The following is a 17,238-nucleotide window of genomic DNA, read 5'->3' on the forward strand; positions in this document are numbered from 1 at the left end:
CCGAACCGTTGACGGATGATAAAGGAATACAAGGTGTCAGAATTAGGTGTAGCGCCTGCTGAACAGGCGAAATATCAGGAGTTGCCGCTGGTGGCGGCGCAACCGGGTATCTGGATGGCGGATCAACTATCCGACCGACATAACGATTTTACGGTGGCGCACGCGCTTGAACTGCGCGGCCCGGTGGACAGAACGTGTCTGGACACCGCTATCCGACAGGCGATGGCGGAAGCGGATACGGTGCTGGCGCGGTTTGGCGTCAACGCTGCCGGCGAGCCGGTGCAGTGGCTTGCGCTACGGCGAGACCCGTTGCAGGTCAATCCGCCGGAGTGGTTGGATTTCAGCGCGGTTGTCGACGGTGAAGCGCAAGCCTGGCAATGGATGCATGCCGATCTGGACGCGCCGTTGCCTGCAGACGGCGATGCGCCGCTGTACCGGCAGGCGGTGATCCGGGTCTCGGCGCAACCGGAACGCTGGTTGTGGTATCAGCGCTTTCATCATCTGATGTTGGACGGTTTCAGCTTCGACGCCCTGACCCGGCGCATTGCGGCCATCTATAACGCGCTGCGGGCGGGCGAAACGCCGTCGCCGTCGCCGTTTGAATCCTTTGCCGCGGTGGTAGACGAATACCGGGCCTGGCCAACGTCGGCAGCCTGTGAGCAGTCCGCCGCATTCTGGCGGCAGCACGCGCGCGACTTGCCGATGCCGGTCTCGTTGGCGACGGATGAGTGTGGTGAGGCGCATTCCGGCTCGCGACCCTTGACCCAGCGGGCCGTGATGCCGGGCGCGCCCTTTGAGGCGCTGGCGGCGTCCGGGCTGGCGCAACCGGCGGAAATCGCTATGGCGGCGCTGGCGGTGTATCTGTACCGCATGAGCGGCGAAGCGCGGTTGTCACTGGGGTTCCCGTTCATGCGCCGCATGGGGTCGGCCGCGTTATGCGCCACCGGGCCGGTGGTCAATGTCTTGCCGTTACAGCTTGAACTGAGCCCCGATATGACGCTGGAAACAGTGACGCGGGCGCTATGCCGGGAGATCCGCACGGTGCGGCGCCATCAGCGCTACGACGCGGAGCAACTGCGGCGCGATCTGGGGTTAGTCGGCAACCATCGGGAACTGTACGGGCCGGTCATCAACTTTAAGGTCTACCAGGCCGAACTGCGGCTGGAAGGCACGCCGGTGGTGACGCACATACTGGCGATGGGGCCGGTGGACGACCTGGAGTTCACCCTCGGCGTTCAGGACGGCGAGCTGCAACTGGAATGGGTCGCCAATCCGGCGCGCTATGACCCGCAAACGTTGCAGTGGCACGCCGGGCGGTTGCAACAGGTGATGACTCAGCTGGTGGCGCAGCCGCAGCAGGCGATTGGCGAGCTGGCGCTGGTAAGCCCGGCGGAGTGGCGGCGCATTGAGGACTGGGGGCGTGGCCCGCAGCTGGCGATGCCCGAAGGCATGGTCTCCGTACTGGATAGCCTGCGGCGACAGACCTGCATACAGCCGGACGCGCCGGCGTTGATGGACGCACGCGAATCGCTGAGCTACCGGCAGCTCACCCGGCGTTCGATGCAGCTGGCGCGTGTATTGATCGCCCGTGGCATCGGGGCGGGCGACGTCGTGGCGATCGGCATTCCCCGTTCGGCGGATGCCGTGGTGGCCATTTTCGCCGTGCTGGCCAGCGGCGCGGCCTATATGCCGTTGGATCTAGACTATCCCCGTGAGCGCCTGGCATTGATGTGCGACGACGCCGAGCCGGCGCTGTTGTTGACGCATCAATCGGTACAGGCGCGGATGCCGGTTTTGCCGCAAACGCTGTGCCTGGACGACCCATTGGTACGTGAACTCTGCGCGCTGGCCGCCGACGGCCCGGTACTTGACGACGAACGGCGTGAAGCGCTGTGCGGCGAACACCTGGCCTACATGATTTATACCTCCGGCTCCACCGGGCGTCCGAAAGGGGTGATGAGTACCCATCGCGGCTTGCTGAATCTGCTGGTATCACACACTCATTTCCTGTTTGGCCCGGCCATCGATCGTTTTCTGCAACGCCATGGTCGGCGTCTGCGCGCCGGCCATACCGCGTCCTTCTCGTTTGATTCCTCCTGGGAGCCGTTGTTTTGCATGCTGATGGGCAGCGAGCTGTACCTGTTTGATGAAGAACTGCGGCGCGACGCCTGGGCGTTGGTGCAACACCTGAATCAGGTGTCGGTGGACATGATGGATATCACGCCGTCATTTTTCTCCCAGATGATCGACAGCGGCCTGCTGGAGCCGGGCAACCACCCGCCCGCCTTTATCATGATCGGCGGCGAGGCGGCGACGCCGCGCCTGTGGCAACTGATGCGCCAACATCCGCAGATAGAAATCCACAACTATTATGGGCCGTCGGAATACACCATCGACACTCTGGGCGCCAGCGTGCAGGCGGCCGAACAGCCGGTTATCGGCGGCCCGGTGGCCAATACCCGCGTCTGGTTGCTGGATAACCGCCTGCAGCCGGTGCCGGCCGGCGTGCCCGGCGAGCTGTACATCGCCGGGCCGGGGATCGCCCGCGGCTATCTGCACCGGCCGGATCTGACGGCGACGCGCTTCGTCGCCTGTCCGTTTATACCGGGCGAGGTGATGTACCGCACCGGTGATCTGATGCGTTGGCGCAATGACGGCCAGCTGGCGTTTATCGGCCGGGTGGATCACCAAATCAAGGTGCGTGGTTTCCGTGTGGAGCTGGGCGAAGTGGAAAACGCGCTGGCAGCACTGCCAGAAATCAGCACCGCCGTCGTGATTGCCGAAAATATCGGCGCCACGCATCGGTTGATCGGTTATTGCTCGGTGCCGGACGACGCGGCGCGCCGGCAGCCGGATATCCAGGCGCGTCTGCTGGCACAGCTGGCGGAAAGCCTGCCGGAATACATGGTGCCCGCCATCCTGATGGTGATGGCGGAACTGCCGCTGACGGTGAACGGTAAAATCGACCGGCAGGCGTTGCCCAAACCTCAGCAGGCGGCGGCATCGACGGGACGCGAGCCGCAAACCGAACAGGAACGGCTGGTCTGCGGCGCCATCGCCCAACTGCTGAATAGGGAACGGGTCGGCGCGGAGGATGATTTCTTTGCGCTCGGCGGCGACAGCATTTCCGCCATGGGGCTGGGAACATTGCTGCGTCGCGCAGGCTGGCAATTGCGGCCGAAAGAGATTTTCGCCCAGCGGACGCCTGCGCGCATGGCGCTGGCGATGCAGGCCAGTGGCCCATCGACACCGTCGGTGCAGTCGAATCGACAAGGTGTGGCGGATGGATTACCGATGGTACACGGGTTTGCTCATCAGGCCGGGATCACTGCCTGTTTTGCGCACGGCGTGTTGCTGGCGACGCCTGCGGCGCTACAGCCGGGGATGCTGACGTCGGCGCTGGCGGCGTTGGTGCAGGCGCATCCGGCGTTAACGGCCTCGGCGGCCGAAACGCAGTTGACGATAGACGGCCGCCCGTTCGAGCCGCAGTGGGTACAAACCCTGACGCTGGAGCACGTCGGGATGTTGGAAAGCGGCGCCGAACAGGCGTTTGAGGCAGCGGCGGCGCGGCTGGATCCTGCCCGCGGCGTCATGATGCAGGCCGTTCTCCTACAGTGCGCGGGTCGCTCGTGCGCCCTGGTGCTGGTGGCGCACCATCTGGTGGTGGACGGCGTATCGTGGCGCGTGTTGTTGCCGGAACTGCGGCAGGCGTGTGAGGACATCATCAATGGCCGGGCGGCGGCGTTGTCGGTGGAAGAGTGTTCGCTGTATGACTGGTCCGAAACGCTGAACGCGCAGATACCGTCCCGGCGCGCGGAACTGCCGTTCTGGCGGTCGGTGATGCAGGAACCGGTGCCGATGCTGGGGGCGCGGGCGCTGAACCGGCAGCGACATCGCCATGACAGCCGTCGCTTGCTGCGCCTGACATTAAACGCCGCCCAGACGCAGGCGGTGCTGACCCGGCTGCCGGAAAATTACCGCGCCGGCGTGGATGAAATTCTGCTGAGCGCGCTGACGATGGCGTGCCGTCAGCGTTACGGCGTGCAACCGCTGCGTATTGGGTTGGAGTCGCACGGCCGCCCGGAGCTGGATGCCGGCTCGGATCTGGCCAGAACCGTCGGCTGGCTGACGGCGGAATACCCGGTGTTGATCGGCGGCGTCGACGATGAAACCCCCTGGCAGGCGGTGCGAGCGGTGAAGGCCGCCTTGCGTGTCGTGCCGGATCGCGGCATCGGCTATGGCGTGCTGCGCTATCTGGATAGCGAAAGCGGCGAGGTGCTGGCGGCGCTGGAAGAGCATGCGCCGGAAATACTGTTCAACTATCTGGGGCGCTTTGGCACCGAGACGGGCGACTGGGCGCCGATGCGCACCGCACGCCATTTCCGCGACACCTTTGCGGTGACGCAGGATGAACGGATGCCGCTCACCCATGCGCTGGACATCAATATTTTTGTCGACGAACAGGACGGCGCGCCGCAGCTGGCGGTGCACTGGGGCTGGGCGGACGGCATTTTTACCGCCGACGAGATTACCGCGCTGCATCAGGCGCTGGCGATGGCGCTGGATCGCCTGCTGGCGGGCGCGCAGCAGCAGCCGTTGGCGGCGGCCGATACGTTAACCGCGGCGGAGGTGGCGCTCCCCGGCGTGACCGATGCGGTGCTGGCGGATCTCCGTCGGCAGTATGGCCCGCTGGCGGCGGTGTTGCCGGTGCTGCCGTTGCAGCAGGGGTTGCTGTTCCACGCGCAGATGGCGGAAACCGACGGCAGCTACAATTCGCTGACCCGGCTGTCGCTGCGCGGCCCGCTGGACGTCGACCGTCTGCGCCGGGCGCTGGCGGCGGTAGTGCGCCATCATCCGCAATTGGCTGCCCGGTTTGATACCGGGTTGGCGCCGCTGCCGTTGCAGGTGTTGCCGCTGTTGCGCGACGATGGCGACTACTGGCCGCTGGCATGTCGGACGTTACCGGCGTTGCCCGCCGTCGATGAAGCCGCCGCGTTGCTGGCGCTGGAGCAGGAAGAACTGAAGCGTGATCTGTTCCGCCAGCCGGATGCCATGCTGCGCGCCTTGCTGGTGACGCACGCCGACGGCGAGCGTCACCAGCTGTTTCTCAATGCCCACCATCTGGTGGTGGACGGTTGGTCGACGCCGATCTGCCTGCAGGATCTGTTTACCGTACTCTATCAGGGGGAAACGGCGCTGCGTGCGCACCCGGTGGCCTATGCCGATATCGTGCGGCGCCTGGCGGCGAGAGACGCTGAGGTTTCTCGCCAATGCTGGCGCTCGGTACTGGCGGGCGCACGTCCGACGCTGTTATTCGGCGACGGGCCTCATCACGGTGATGTCCACGAGCTGGCGTTGTTGCCTGAGCCGGCGCTGGAACAGGGGCTGCTGGCGTTGTGTCGTGAACACGGCCTGACGCTCAACACCCTGATGCAGGGAATTTGGGGGTATTGTTGAGCGCCAGCTGCGGCGCCGATGATGTGATTTTCGGGTCGCCGGTATCTGGCCGGTTCGGCCATCTGGACGGGATCGAGCGGCAGATTGGGCTGTTCAGCAATACCCTGCCGGTGCGTCTGACGCTGGATCCTGCGCGTTCGCTGCCGGAACAGCTGGCGGCGCTGCAAACACAGCAAATTCAACTGATTGAGCATGACGATCTTGGGTTGGGCGAGATCCAGCAGTTGGCCGGAACCGGCACGCTGTTCGATACGTTGCTGGTGGTGGAGAACTATCCGGACGGCGACGCGCTGAGCCGAAGCGAACAGCCGTTGCGCTGCGACGGCGTTAATAACCGCGGTTATACCCATTATCCGCTGACGCTGCTGGTACTGCCCGGCAAACGCCTGCGTCTGCTGATGGAGTACCGCGACAGCGTGCCGCAGCCGCAGCGCCTGGCGCAGCGATTAATGCTGCTGCTGGAGCAACTGGTGGCGCAGCCGGAACGGCCGCTGCGTGCCTGGAACCTGTTGGTGCCGGAGGAGCAGGCGCTGCTGGATGCGGTGAACCGCACCGCGCATGTGGTGCCGCGCGGCACCCTGCATCAGGCGGTAGCGGAGCAGGCGGCACGCACGCCGGAACGCCTCGCGCTGTCGGACTGCCAGCACCGGCTGACTTATCGTCAGATGTGGCATCAGGCACGGCTGCTGGCGGAGCGGCTGATCGATGCCGGCGTCCAGCCGGGGGATATCGTGGCGGTGGCGTTGCCGCGTTCGGTACGACTGAGTCTGGCGCTCAGCGCCATTCTGGAGGCTGGCGCGGCGTGGCTGCCGCTGGATACCGGCTATCCGGACGAACGGCTGGCGCTGATGGTGGAAGACGCCCGTCCCCGGCTGATTATCACCGAAAGCGGGTTGCGATCGCGCTTTGCGCCGCTAGCGGACGTACTGCTGCTGGATACGCTGGCCGATGACCGTCAACAGCCGCATTACGCGCCGGTGACGGTCGAGCCGCAACAGGCTGCCTATGTCATTTACACCTCCGGCTCCACCGGCCGCCCGAAAGGCGTGGTGGTCGGCCATGAAGCGATCGTCAACCGGCTGTGGTGGATGCAGCATCAATACACGCTGGGCGCGGATGATGTGGTGTTGCAAAAAACGCCGTGCAGTTTTGACGTCTCGGTGTGGGAATTCTTCTGGCCGTTGATGGTCGGCGCACAGTTGGTGATGGCGCCGCCGGAAGCGCACCGCGACCCGGATGCATTGGTGCAGCTGATCGACGATTACGCGGTCACGACGCTGCATTTTGTGCCGTCCATGCTGGCGGCCTGGGTCAGCGCGCTGGAGGCGCGGTCGACGCAGACGATCGGTTGTCACAGCCTGCGGCGCGTGTTCTGTAGCGGCGAAGCCTTGTCGCGTGAGCTGGCGCTAAACTATCAGCGGCTGATCGCCGCCCCGTTGCATAACCTGTATGGGCCGACGGAGGCCGCGGTGGATGTCACCTGGCAACCGGCCTCCGGCGAGGCGTTGGCGCGTTGCACGCTGCCGGGCATTCCCATTGGGTTGCCGGTATGGAATACGCAACTGCGCATCTTGGACGGCGCACTGCGCCCGGTGCCGCTCGGCGTCGCCGGGGATCTTTACCTGTGCGGCGTACAGCTGGCTCAGGGCTATCTGCGCCGGCCGGATCTGACCGCCAGCCGGTTTGTCGCCGACCCGTTTGCCGTGGGTGAGCGCATGTACCGCACCGGCGATATCGCCCGCTGGCTGGACGATGGCACGGTGGAATATCTCGGGCGCAGCGACGATCAACTCAAAATTCGCGGCCAGCGTATCGAGCTGGGGGAAATCGAACAGGCGCTGCTGGCGCTGCCGGGGGTGGCGCAAGCCGTCGTCGGTGCGCGTGAACTGGGCGGCGGGCAGCATGGGTTGCAGGGCGCTGATGCCCGCCAATTGATCGCCTGGCTGGTGATGGCGGCCGATGTCACGCTGGACAGTGCGGCGTTGCAGCAGGCGCTGGCCCGCCAGTTGCCCGCGCATATGGTGCCGGTGGGCTATGTGCAGATGGCGGATTTCCCGCTCAGCGCCAACGGCAAACTGGATCGCAAGGCGTTGCCGTCCCCGGCGGGATTGCAACAGCAGGGCCGGGCGCCGGATACCGTCAATGAACGGGCGGTGGCGGCGCTGTTCGGCGAAGTGTTGGCGTGCGGGCCGGTATCGGCGGACGACGATTTCTTCGCGCTCGGCGGCCATTCGCTGCTGGCGATGCGGCTATCGTCGGATATCCGGCGGCAGTTGCAGCGTGCGGTGGGGGTCGGCCAAATCATGGCGGCGCGGACGGTGGCGCGGATAGCCGCGTTGATGGATGACGACGCGAACAGCGGGCGCGGCGGCGTGGATGAAACGCTGCCGCTACGCAGCGGCGACGGCCCGACGCTGTTTTGTGTGCACCCGGCATCCGGTTTCGCCTGGCCGTATGCCGGTTTGCTGCGCTACCTCGATGGCGACTACCCGATCGTGGGGCTACAGTCGTTGCGGCCGGACGGGGTCATCGCCCGTTATGACGATTTGCAATCCATGAGCGATCACCATCTGGCGACCCTACGGCGTATCCAGCCGAAAGGGCCGTATTTTCTGCTGGGGTATTCGCTGGGCGGTATGCTGGCGCACTCTATCGCCGCGCGTTTGCAGCAGCAGGGCGAGGAAGTCGCTTTCCTGGGGCTGCTGGATACCTACCCGCCGGAAGAGCAGGACTGGCGCGAGCCGGATGCGGACGATGAACAGGCGAACCGCGAGATGGAGCGTGAGCAGGCGGATTTTCTCGCCAGTCTGGAAGAGGAGTCGGATCCCGAGCTGCGGGCGGAACGGATGGCGCTGTACGACAATATCGTCGCCAACTACGACGATTCGCTGCGGATCCTGCCATCGGCACGTTCGCTGCGTTATGACGGCGACGCGGTGTTGTTTGTGGCGACCCGGACGTTACCAGACGACATGGATATCGACGCGACCTGGGCGCCGTACATCGGCAACCTGACCCAGTACCGATTGGACTGCGAGCATGTGGATATCCTCTCGCCGTCGATGCAGCCTGAACTGGGGCCCTTGCTCAATCGCCTGCTGCGTCGCGAATCATAGGACAGTCGCGGTAACGGATGGCCGGGCAGGTCGGCCATTTGCTATGGCGCCCCTCGCGGTGCGCTACCTTGTGGGCCGACGTGGGGCGTCGTGGAAAAACGCTCCCGGCGTTTAATGATAACGAAGCCCCCCTGTGAGCGCGGTGCTGACAGGGGGGCTTCTTTTATGCCTGATACGATGGGGCGGGAGGGGGGTGTCAGGCCGCCGGGTGATGACGTCCGCAGGGAACGATCAGCGGAGTGTGGGAAACCGGGTCGTCGATAATCACGCACGACAGACCGAAGACCTCCTGCACCAGCTGCGCGCTGATAATCTCGGACGGCTGACCTTGCGCCATCACTTGTCCGGCGCGCATTACAATCAGATGATCGGCGTAGCGGCAGGCTTGGTTAAGGTCGTGCAGGACCGCCACCAGCGTGCGGTTGTGGCGCTGGTTCAATTCGCGGAACAGATCCAACAGATCGATCTGATGGGCGATATCCAGCCAAGTCGTGGGTTCATCCAGCAGCAGCAACGGCGTCTGTTGTGCCAACACCATGGCAATCCACACCCGTTGGCGTTGACCGCCGGACAGCTCATCCACGCAACGTTCCGCCAGATCGCCGACGCTGGTGGCGGCCATCGCGTGTGCGACCGCATCCTGGTCGTCCTGGCTCCACGGACGCAGCAGCGTTTGGTGCGGGTAGCGCCCGCGGGACACCAGATCGGCGACGGTGATGTTGTCCGGCACGATGGCGTGTTGCGGCAGCAGGCCGAGTTGCCGGGCCAGTAGCTTGGTGGGGATCCGGTGGATGTTGCGGCCATCCAGCAGCACTTCGCCTGCCTGGGGTTTCAACAGGCGGCACAGGGCGCGCAGTAGCGTCGATTTGCCGCAGGCGTTAGGGCCGATGATGACGCTGAATTTCCCTTCGGGAATGGCGACGCTCAGATCCTGCGCGATGATTTTCTGGTCGTAACCGAGCGTGAGCTGTGAGGCATGCAAAAGATGGGTCATGGACGGTTTCCCTTCGCAGACGGATGAATAACGTGTTATGAACGGCGCGATTCGCGGATCAACAACCCGATCAGGTAAAGACCGCCGATGCTGACTGTAACCGCCCCTACCGGCAATTGCCGGCCGTGAAATGCGTGTTGGGCAATGATGTCGGCGGCCAGCAGCAATGCCGCGCCGACCAGCGCCGATGCGCCCAGCGGTACGCTGCTGGCGTGCGTCAGCCGACGGGCGATTTGCGGCGCCGCCAGCGCGATGAATGAAATCGGCCCGGCGCAGGCGGCGACCACCGCAGTGAGCACAATGCCGCACAGCATCAGCCACAGGCGGCTGGCTTCCGCATTCACGCCCAATGCCCGTGCGCTGTCGTCACCCATTTCCAGCAGTTGCAACCGCCGGGATAGCAGCAGAGTGACGACGATGGCGATGGGGCAAAGCACTAGCGCAGGTGTCGCTTTGCCCCAGGTCATGCCGTTCAGCGTCCCGTTGCCCCATAGCGCCGCCGCCATCACGGTTTCGAGTGAACCGGTAATCATCAACCAGGTGTTGAAGGCTGAGAGCATGGCGCTGACGGCAATCCCGACGATGATCAGCCGGAAGCCGGAAATGCCCCGCCGCCAGGCCAGCAGGTATACCGCGACGGCGGTGGCAATGCCGCCGATCACTGCGCCAATCGCTGCGTCGTAGTAACCGCCTTGCAGCAGAATAAAGGTGACGAGAGCTCCGGTGTAAGCGCCCATGTTGAAACCGATGATATCCGGGCTGCCCAGCGGGTTACGGGTCAGCGACTGGAAAATGGCGCCGCTGACGCCGAGCGCGCCGCCCAGCAGCAGCGCGGTGACGGCGCGCGGCGCGCGCCATTGGGTGATCACGGTGACGGCGCTGCCGTTTCCGTGGCCAGACAGGGCTTGCCAGACTTCGGCGACGGAGAATGACAGGGTGCCGAGCATGATGGCCAACGTCAGCAGCATCAGACCCAGCAACAGCAACAGGCCGTTGACATAAAGCGTGCGCCACGGCAGACGAATCCCCGTAGCGGCGTATAACAGCGGGAGTCGGGTCGACAGCATCCGTTTTCCTCTACATGCGTTGACGCTGGCGCACCAGCCAGATTAATACCGGCGCGCCGATGAAGGCGGTAACGATAGACACGCGCAGTTCGCCCGGCACCAGCAGGCGGCCGATGATATCGGCCAACAGCAGCAGGATTGGCGAGAACAGCAGGGAATAAAGCAGGATCCAACGCTGATCCGGCCCGGCCCACCAGCGGGCGACGTGCGGGATCATCAGGCCGATGAAGCCAATCGGGCCAGCCAGCGCGGTAGCGGAACCACACAGCAGCATGACGGCGATCATCGCCAGCACTCTGATCAGCGTCACTTTTGTGCCCAGCGCCGTGGCAAGGTCTTCCCCCATGCTGAGAGTGTTAAGCGAGCGCGCAGAGACAAACGCCAGCACGCAGCCCAGCAGAACCGGCGGTAGCACCAGTGCGATGTTTTGCAGGGAACGGATATCCAGCGTGCCGGCTTCCCACAGACGCAACTGATCGAAGGCATAGGGATTGAGTAGCGAGATGGCGCTGGTGATGCCGGTCAATACCGCGCTAAGCGCCACGCCCGCCAATGTAAGACGTATGGGGTTGACCCGGCCGCCGCTCAGCGAGCCGATCAACCATATCGTCAGGCTACTGAACAGTACGCCGGCCCAGGCAAAGGTTAACCAGGATGCCATGGTGCTGATGCCAAAACCGATAATGCCCAGCACGATGGCGAAGCTGGCGCCCGCATTGATGCCCAGCAGCCCAGGGTCGGCCAGCGGATTGCGGGTCAGCGCCTGGATAACCGCGCCGGAAGCGCCCAGCGCCGCACCGATCAGAATGCCGGCCAGGGTGCGCGGCAGACGGGACTGCAGCACGATAGTGCTATCCGGTGTTTGCAGGAGGCCGGCCAGGCTTTGCCACACCACATCGACGGAGATGGCGCGAGCCCCCAGCATCAGGCTGGCGATACCGACGAGGAACAACAACAGCAGGCAAGGGGCGATGCCGTAATAGCGACGCCGTGTCAGTGCATCCGACAGCTGCGCGATTGCCCGATTGCCGGGCAGCACACGCTGTAAAGGCATCATCAATAAGCTCCTCTTTATTAAAAATGCATATGATTATTATTATCATTAATGTTGTTTGGTGGCTAGAATAACACAGGGTTGGCGGCAAAGACATTGACCTGACACCGGTGAGGTCACTCCTTTTGCGGCGGCTTGCGGGGATCGATGAACGTGTCTGGCGATGGATGTCGGCAACGGTGGCCGCCGTCGGTCATGACGGGAGATGGCCTCAAAACAAACAATGAATGGATGATTATGGCTAAACCTTCTTTTTTGCTCGACTTCAGCCTGCTGAAGAACAATCGACATTTTCGTGCCATTTTTGTGGCCCGGATGTTGTCGGTATTTGCGCTGGGGATGCTGACCGTGGGGGTGCCGGTTCAGATTCAGGCGATGACCGGCTCCACATTGCAGGTGGGGATGGCGGTGGCGCTGGACGGCATCGGGATGTTTATCGGCCTCATGTTGGGCGGCGTACTGGCCGACCGTTTCGATCGGCGTCGGCTGATCCTGTTTGCCCGCGGCACCTGCGGCCTGGGGTTTGTGGCGCTGAGCATCAATGCGTTTTCCGGCACGCCTTCGCTGATCGCGCTTTATGTTCTGGCGGCATGGGATGGCTTTTTCGGTGCGTTGGGGATGACGGCGTTGATGGCAGTGATCCCGTTGTTGGTCGGGCGTGAAAACCTTCCCGCAGCGGGGGCGTTGACTATGTTGACGGTGCGATTAGGCGCGATTTTATCACCCGCGTTGGGCGGGGTGATTATTGTTGCGGGCGGCGTCGGTTGGAATTTTGCCGTGGCGGCGGCGGGAACGCTGGCTACGCTGATTCCGCTGACGCGCTTGCCGTCGATGCGTCCGGCGCCGCGTGAACCGGAACACCCGTTGCGGTCATTGGCCAGCGGGGTGAGGTTTGTCTGTTCGCACCCGGTGGTGGGTTGCGTGGTTCTGGTCGGCATGCTGGTCAGCATTGTCGGCGCGATGCGCGTGCTATTTCCTGCGTTGGCGAACGGCACCTATCATGCCGGGCCGTCGGCGGTGGGGTTGATGTATTCGGCGGTGCCGTTGGGGGCGATGCTGGGAGCGTTCACCAGCGGCTGGGTGTCCGGCGTGCGCCGTCCCGGCCTGCTGTTGTTGGGATGCGCGATTGGCGCGTTTCTGACGGTGGCGTCGCTAGGTTTGTTTGCTCACCTGTTGCCCGCGCTGGTGGCGCTGGTGGGGTATGGCTATCTTAATGCCACCACGTCGCTGTTGCAGTTCACGCTGATCCAGACGCATACGCCGGATCATTTGCTGGGCAGGGTGAACAGTCTGGGGACGGCGCAGGATGTCACCGGCGATTCTATTGGCGCGCTGCTATTAGGCGTCATGGGCAAGGTGCTATTGCCTGCCGCCAGTATGCTGACCTTCGGCGGCGTAGCGGCCGTCTTCGGTGGGATGATGGCATTACTGGTGCGTCCGCTGAGACAGTGTCGTTTCGGTGAGCCGGAGTGTCAGCCGGCACCTGAACCCGAGCTGGAGTCCGCATCGGCGTCCGCTGATCGGGCGGGATCCTGAGATCCCGCGTTCAGAGCAGGGCTAATGACGCATGGTTAGCGCCGGCGAAAGTGCTGTTCGATGCGATCGAGCATGTTGCTGGCGCTGTAGTAGTCCAGACGGAAGGTGTCTGTTCCCATTGACCATATCTGTCGTTGCTGTACCGGTTCCAGGTGGCTAAGGAATGGATTCTTGATGACCTGTTCGACGGTGGCGTCGTCGGTGGCGAACAGCAACAGCGAGCGGCCATTGAGGCTAGCCGCCAGATTTTCGCCGGAAATTTGCAGAATATCCTGCCGCTTGCCTTGCTGGAGGCCGGTCTGAATAGCGTCCGGCAGTTCCGCCAGCTCAAAACCTAACTCGGTGAGCAGCTGTCCTTGCGCCGAAGCCCGAGTCCACAAATTTACGCCGCGGCCGTCTTCGTAATACACCAGCGCGGAAACCGGCTGCGGCGGTAGCTGTATCGCCTGTTTAACGGCGAGCACCCGCTGGTCGAACTGTGTCGTGATCTGCCTGGCATCATCTTCATGACCGGTTGCGCTTCCCAACTGTTCCGCCAATTGCTGCCAGCTTTTATCGCCGTAGTTGACGACCAGCGTCGGGGCAATGACCGACAGTTGATCGTATAACTTCATGGCGGAATCGCCGCCGGTGGCTGAAATGATGATCAGATCCGGCGCGGCGGCGGCGATGGCTTCGGCATTAGGTTCCGTAATATACAGCGGTTTTACGTCGCGTTTTCGGGCCTCGGCGCTCCATTGATTGAAGAACCCCTGATCGTCGGAAACGACGGTATGCGGCGCCGTTGCGCCTGAGCCGACCAGCGGCGCCTGAATGGCCAGCAGGGTGCCGCTCACGGTGACGCTGGTCGACACGATGCGTTTGGGTTGGGTTGACAGCGTCAGCGGGCCTTTGAGGGTCTGGAGGGTGCGGGGCCAGCCGGCTGTCGGGGCGGGAGTGACGGACTGTGCCGGCGGCTTGCCGTCGTCGCATCCACTGAGCAGCATGCCGAGCAGCAGCACACATCGTGCCAGGTACCCGCTGCGTTTGCCTTTGATGAGGCGGCGTCTGACGCCGGTAGCATACGGTATCATTCCAGAGTACGTAATCATTGGATTTCCTGAGGTATTAACGCGGTGGTGCAAGGTTATCGATAATGCGTCTCACATACAATAAGCGGATGGCAATGGCGTTTCTGGCGAGTAGTTATTGGCGGAGGGGAGCAGCAACAGCAAAACGGCGTCAGCAGCAAAAAAGCACCGCTGCGATATGCAAACGGTGCGTTATAAAGACAGTCGTTGCCCTCAGTGAGAGCGCTCTTACTGTATGAAGCCGTTACATCAGGCTGTTGTGTTGATCTTGGTTCCGACGCTGCCGGTAGTATTCAGCAGATTCTGCGCCATTGACTCATCACCATCCGGTCTTGTCTCGGCGGCTTCATTGTCGCGGGTGCTTTCAGGAACAACGTTCTTAGCGGTTGTGCTTACGGAAGTGGATACAGCGGAAGAGTAATCACCGCTGGAAGGAATTGACATGCTCATATTGCAACCTCCTGATTTATATTAATAAACTTCAAGTGTTAACTTGAAGCATTCATCAGACCCTGTTCTGGTCTGTTCATTGCCCGGATGTGCCGGGCAATAAGCGCTATCCCTCAATAATGACTTGGGCTGTTGCGACCGCGCCGTTCAGCCAATGATTCGGCCTTATTCTGGGTATTTAGCCGTGGGTTGGTGGCTATACCGGTAATCGGGCCACTGTGTCGCCGGTATGATTCCTGAACGTATCTGTTCTCAATGAGCAAGAATGAACAAGTTGGCGCTGTCTGCCGCCCGGTAGAAACCTTAGAAAGAGCAAGGAAACTTTACCGCGTTGTTTCAGAAGGTAAGGTGGTAATTAATGGTGTTTTATGTTGTGTAATTGCGCGGTTGGTGTTAATGCAGCCTTAAGGTTTGGCTGTTATTGCAATAGGTGAAGACGGTATAAACATGTCATGGCCGTTGCTAACGATGTGGTTTGCCGGAATGTATGCCATAAAAAAAGCAGGCGCTTGCGACGCCCGCTTTCATGCCGGGGAAATCATATATGGCGATGACTTACTGCCCAGACCAGGCTTTGATCTGCTGGTCTCGAACCTGTAGCTTCTGTTCCGGCGTCAGTTTGTTGTAATCCTTGCTCAGGCCGCTTTCCCAATCACCGTACAACGGATTGGGCAGTACGATGTATTGAGTGCCGAATTTGGTTTGATTTTGGCTGACGAAAGCGCGGCGCTCTGCGTTGTCTTTGTGATAGGTGGCGGATCCGAAATCGTTAAGGTTGTCGCCGACATACAGCACGATGTCGTTGCCTGCGGCCTTGATTTCGTCAAAACGCGCTTGCTTGTTGGAGCTGCCTTGACTCAACAGTACGGTTTGATCCGTTACACCTGGGAAGCCGAGTTTCAGCATATTTTCTCGGGTGTCATTAAACTCGGACTGTAACCGGTTGGAAACATAAAACATTTGCCCGCCGTGGTTGGTTACGTACTTGGCGAAAGCGACAGCACCGGGTACGGCGGTTGCCTGGCGAGACTGGGACCATTTCGCCCAGGACTTGCCGTCATACGGCTGATGTTGTTTGACTTGCCAGCCGCTGTAGGGGCTGTTGTCCAGCATGGTTTCATCCAAATCGACCACGACGGCTTTTTTCTTGCCCGGCGCGACGGGGGCGGCGTCAAAGGCGATACGAGCGGTATTGAACGCCTGATAACTCAGCGCCTGGTATTCGCCGGACTGCTGGAACCAGTTCAGCGCCAATACAGACTGGTTAGACAGCGCGGTTTGCGCTTCCTGCTGGCGTTGCTGGGCGCAGCCGGTTAACGCTAGCATGACCATCAATGCGCCGGCACTTAATGTCAGTTTTTTCATCGCTTTTCCTTTACTTGTCCCAATTGAGTTGTCTGGTTTAAAAACAACATAGAATCAATAGTATAGAGTGATGTAAAGCCAACGGTTTTACTTGTATGCACTTTTTTAAATTCTGTGACAAATCACTGTGTGAGGAAATATGGCGCCAGCATTTCAACGGCGGGCTGATGATAGCGTCTATTGACGACGGATCGCGTGTAAATGAATATTTTCGGTTTTTCATCTGGAAATCATGCGCGATGAAGCTGCTATCTAATATTGCGATAAGGCTTGCCTGGGAATGTACGGAAATTCATCAACCATAATCGCAACATGACAGCTGTCTTTGAGCGTCCAATCGAACACCAAAACACCGTTGCATAGCACTGTTAAATCGAGCGTTATGCTGTTTGATCATGTTAATGATGATAACTCTGGAACAACATGCCTGCATAATAAGCAAAATGAGAATATATCTCCGCCATATCGCTATTCAATGTTGCGTCCAAGACTAACTTTTGAGCGTTTGATTTTAGTGATGGTACAAAGCCCTTGCCATCTATCAGGAACCAGTCCATAATAGCGTCCATTCCTGATGCGGGAAGTGAAAATTCCTTAATAATCAATATGTTGTTGATTGTTTTTAGGCTAAACACCCTGCATAGTGAATGTCTAAATAAGGCGCGTTGGCAGAGTGGCCATGCAGCGGATTGCAAATCCGTCCACCTCGGTTCGACTCCGGGACGCGCCTCCAAATTCTGAGCCCAGATGGTGGAATCGGTAGACACAAGGGATTTAAAATCCCTCGGCGTTCGCGCTGTGCGGGTTCAAGTCCCGCTCTGGGCACCATGTGTTAACGCCTTAATAAATAAGAAAAAACTGAAAGAATATTACCGCCACAAGGCGGTTTTTTTGTGCCTGTAATTTGGCCCGTGGCAGCAAAATGGCAGCGCTGTTTTTTGCCGGTATGCAGAAGTGATTTTTGATAAGTCCGCATTATTCATCGTGGTTGAATAATTAAAGCGCAAAACCCAACGATTTTTCTCCAGGAATGGCTGTGTGGCGGGGTTGAATTAATCGCACCTTTACCAGATGGCAGGGGCAGATTACACATCACCTCAACCACACGACCTGAATCACGCAAATCAGG

General features: G+C 61.1%; 7 protein-coding genes, 2 tRNA genes and 1 pseudogene. 4 read left to right on the forward strand and 6 right to left on the reverse strand.

Going from position 1 to position 17,238, the window contains the following annotated elements:
- Positions 1–15: 15 nt before the first annotated feature.
- Positions 16–8,573 (forward strand): annotated as a pseudogene (locus DPA2511_RS21300) (amino acid adenylation domain-containing protein).
- Between the two features lie 196 nt (positions 8,574–8,769).
- On the opposite strand, the gene DPA2511_RS07695 reads toward DPA2511_RS21300, so the two are convergent.
- The 3 genes from DPA2511_RS07695 to fepD are packed head-to-tail and all read right to left on the reverse strand — an operon-like array spanning position 8,770 to position 11,691.
- The gene (locus tag DPA2511_RS07695) at positions 8,770–9,567 is read right to left on the reverse strand and encodes an ABC transporter ATP-binding protein (RefSeq protein WP_012765112.1); all 798 of its coding nucleotides are present in this window, start codon (positions 9,565–9,567) and stop codon (positions 8,770–8,772) included.
- A 35-nt stretch (positions 9,568–9,602) separates the two neighbouring features.
- The gene (fepG, locus tag DPA2511_RS07700) at positions 9,603–10,634 is read right to left on the reverse strand and encodes an iron-enterobactin ABC transporter permease (RefSeq protein ID WP_012765113.1); all 1,032 of its coding nucleotides are present in this window, start codon (positions 10,632–10,634) and stop codon (positions 9,603–9,605) included.
- Positions 10,635–10,644: 10 nt separating this feature from the next.
- On the reverse strand, positions 10,645–11,691 hold the full coding sequence (gene fepD / locus DPA2511_RS07705) for a Fe(3+)-siderophore ABC transporter permease (protein WP_012765114.1): 1,047 nt from the start codon (positions 11,689–11,691) through the stop codon (positions 10,645–10,647).
- Positions 11,692–11,925: 234 nt separating this feature from the next.
- On the opposite strand from fepD, the gene entS reads away from it, so the two are divergent.
- On the forward strand, positions 11,926–13,224 hold the full coding sequence (gene entS, locus DPA2511_RS07710; RefSeq protein ID WP_012765115.1) for an enterobactin transporter EntS: 1,299 nt from the start codon (positions 11,926–11,928) through the stop codon (positions 13,222–13,224).
- 35 nt (positions 13,225–13,259) lie between these two features.
- On the opposite strand, the gene fepB is transcribed toward entS, so the two are convergent.
- The 3 genes from fepB to DPA2511_RS07725 form a co-directional block, all read right to left on the reverse strand.
- Positions 13,260–14,315, reverse strand: a complete 1,056-nt coding sequence (gene fepB, locus DPA2511_RS07715; protein ID WP_012765116.1) for a Fe2+-enterobactin ABC transporter substrate-binding protein — start codon at positions 14,313–14,315, stop codon at positions 13,260–13,262.
- A 228-nt stretch (positions 14,316–14,543) separates the two neighbouring features.
- Positions 14,544–14,744: a hypothetical protein gene (locus DPA2511_RS07720; RefSeq protein ID WP_012765117.1), complete on the reverse strand. Its 201-nt coding sequence runs from the start codon at positions 14,742–14,744 to the stop codon at positions 14,544–14,546.
- 555 nt (positions 14,745–15,299) lie between these two features.
- Positions 15,300–16,109 (reverse strand): 5'-nucleotidase, lipoprotein e(P4) family, encoded by an 810-nt coding sequence (locus DPA2511_RS07725; RefSeq protein WP_012765118.1) that lies wholly within the window; start codon positions 16,107–16,109, stop codon positions 15,300–15,302.
- Between the two features lie 659 nt (positions 16,110–16,768).
- On the opposite strand from DPA2511_RS07725, the gene DPA2511_RS07735 reads away from it, so the two are divergent.
- Both DPA2511_RS07735 and DPA2511_RS07740 read left to right on the forward strand, forming a co-directional pair.
- Positions 16,769–16,842, forward strand: a tRNA-Cys gene (locus tag DPA2511_RS07735).
- Positions 16,843–16,850: 8 nt separating this feature from the next.
- A tRNA-Leu gene (locus DPA2511_RS07740) sits at positions 16,851–16,937 on the forward strand.
- Positions 16,938–17,238: the final 301 nt, after the last annotated feature.

The sequence above is a fragment of the Musicola paradisiaca NCPPB 2511 genome (assembly GCF_000400505.1).
Classification (GTDB): Bacteria; Pseudomonadota; Gammaproteobacteria; order Enterobacterales; family Enterobacteriaceae; genus Musicola; species Musicola paradisiaca.

Excerpts from the sequence above, each read along its gene's own strand:
- fepB (WP_012765116.1), bottom strand. The coding sequence starts at position 14,315 with ATGATTACGTACTCTGGAATGATACCGTATGCTACCGGCGTCAGACGC.
- fepG (WP_012765113.1), bottom strand. The coding sequence starts at position 10,634 with ATGCTGTCGACCCGACTCCCGCTGTTATACGCCGCTACGGGGATTCGT.
- DPA2511_RS07695 (WP_012765112.1), bottom strand. The coding sequence starts at position 9,567 with ATGACCCATCTTTTGCATGCCTCACAGCTCACGCTCGGTTACGACCAG.
- DPA2511_RS07720 (WP_012765117.1), bottom strand. The coding sequence starts at position 14,744 with ATGAGCATGTCAATTCCTTCCAGCGGTGATTACTCTTCCGCTGTATCC.
- fepD (WP_012765114.1), bottom strand. The coding sequence starts at position 11,691 with ATGATGCCTTTACAGCGTGTGCTGCCCGGCAATCGGGCAATCGCGCAG.
- entS (WP_012765115.1), top strand. The coding sequence starts at position 11,926 with ATGGCTAAACCTTCTTTTTTGCTCGACTTCAGCCTGCTGAAGAACAAT.
- DPA2511_RS07725 (WP_012765118.1), bottom strand. The coding sequence starts at position 16,109 with ATGAAAAAACTGACATTAAGTGCCGGCGCATTGATGGTCATGCTAGCG.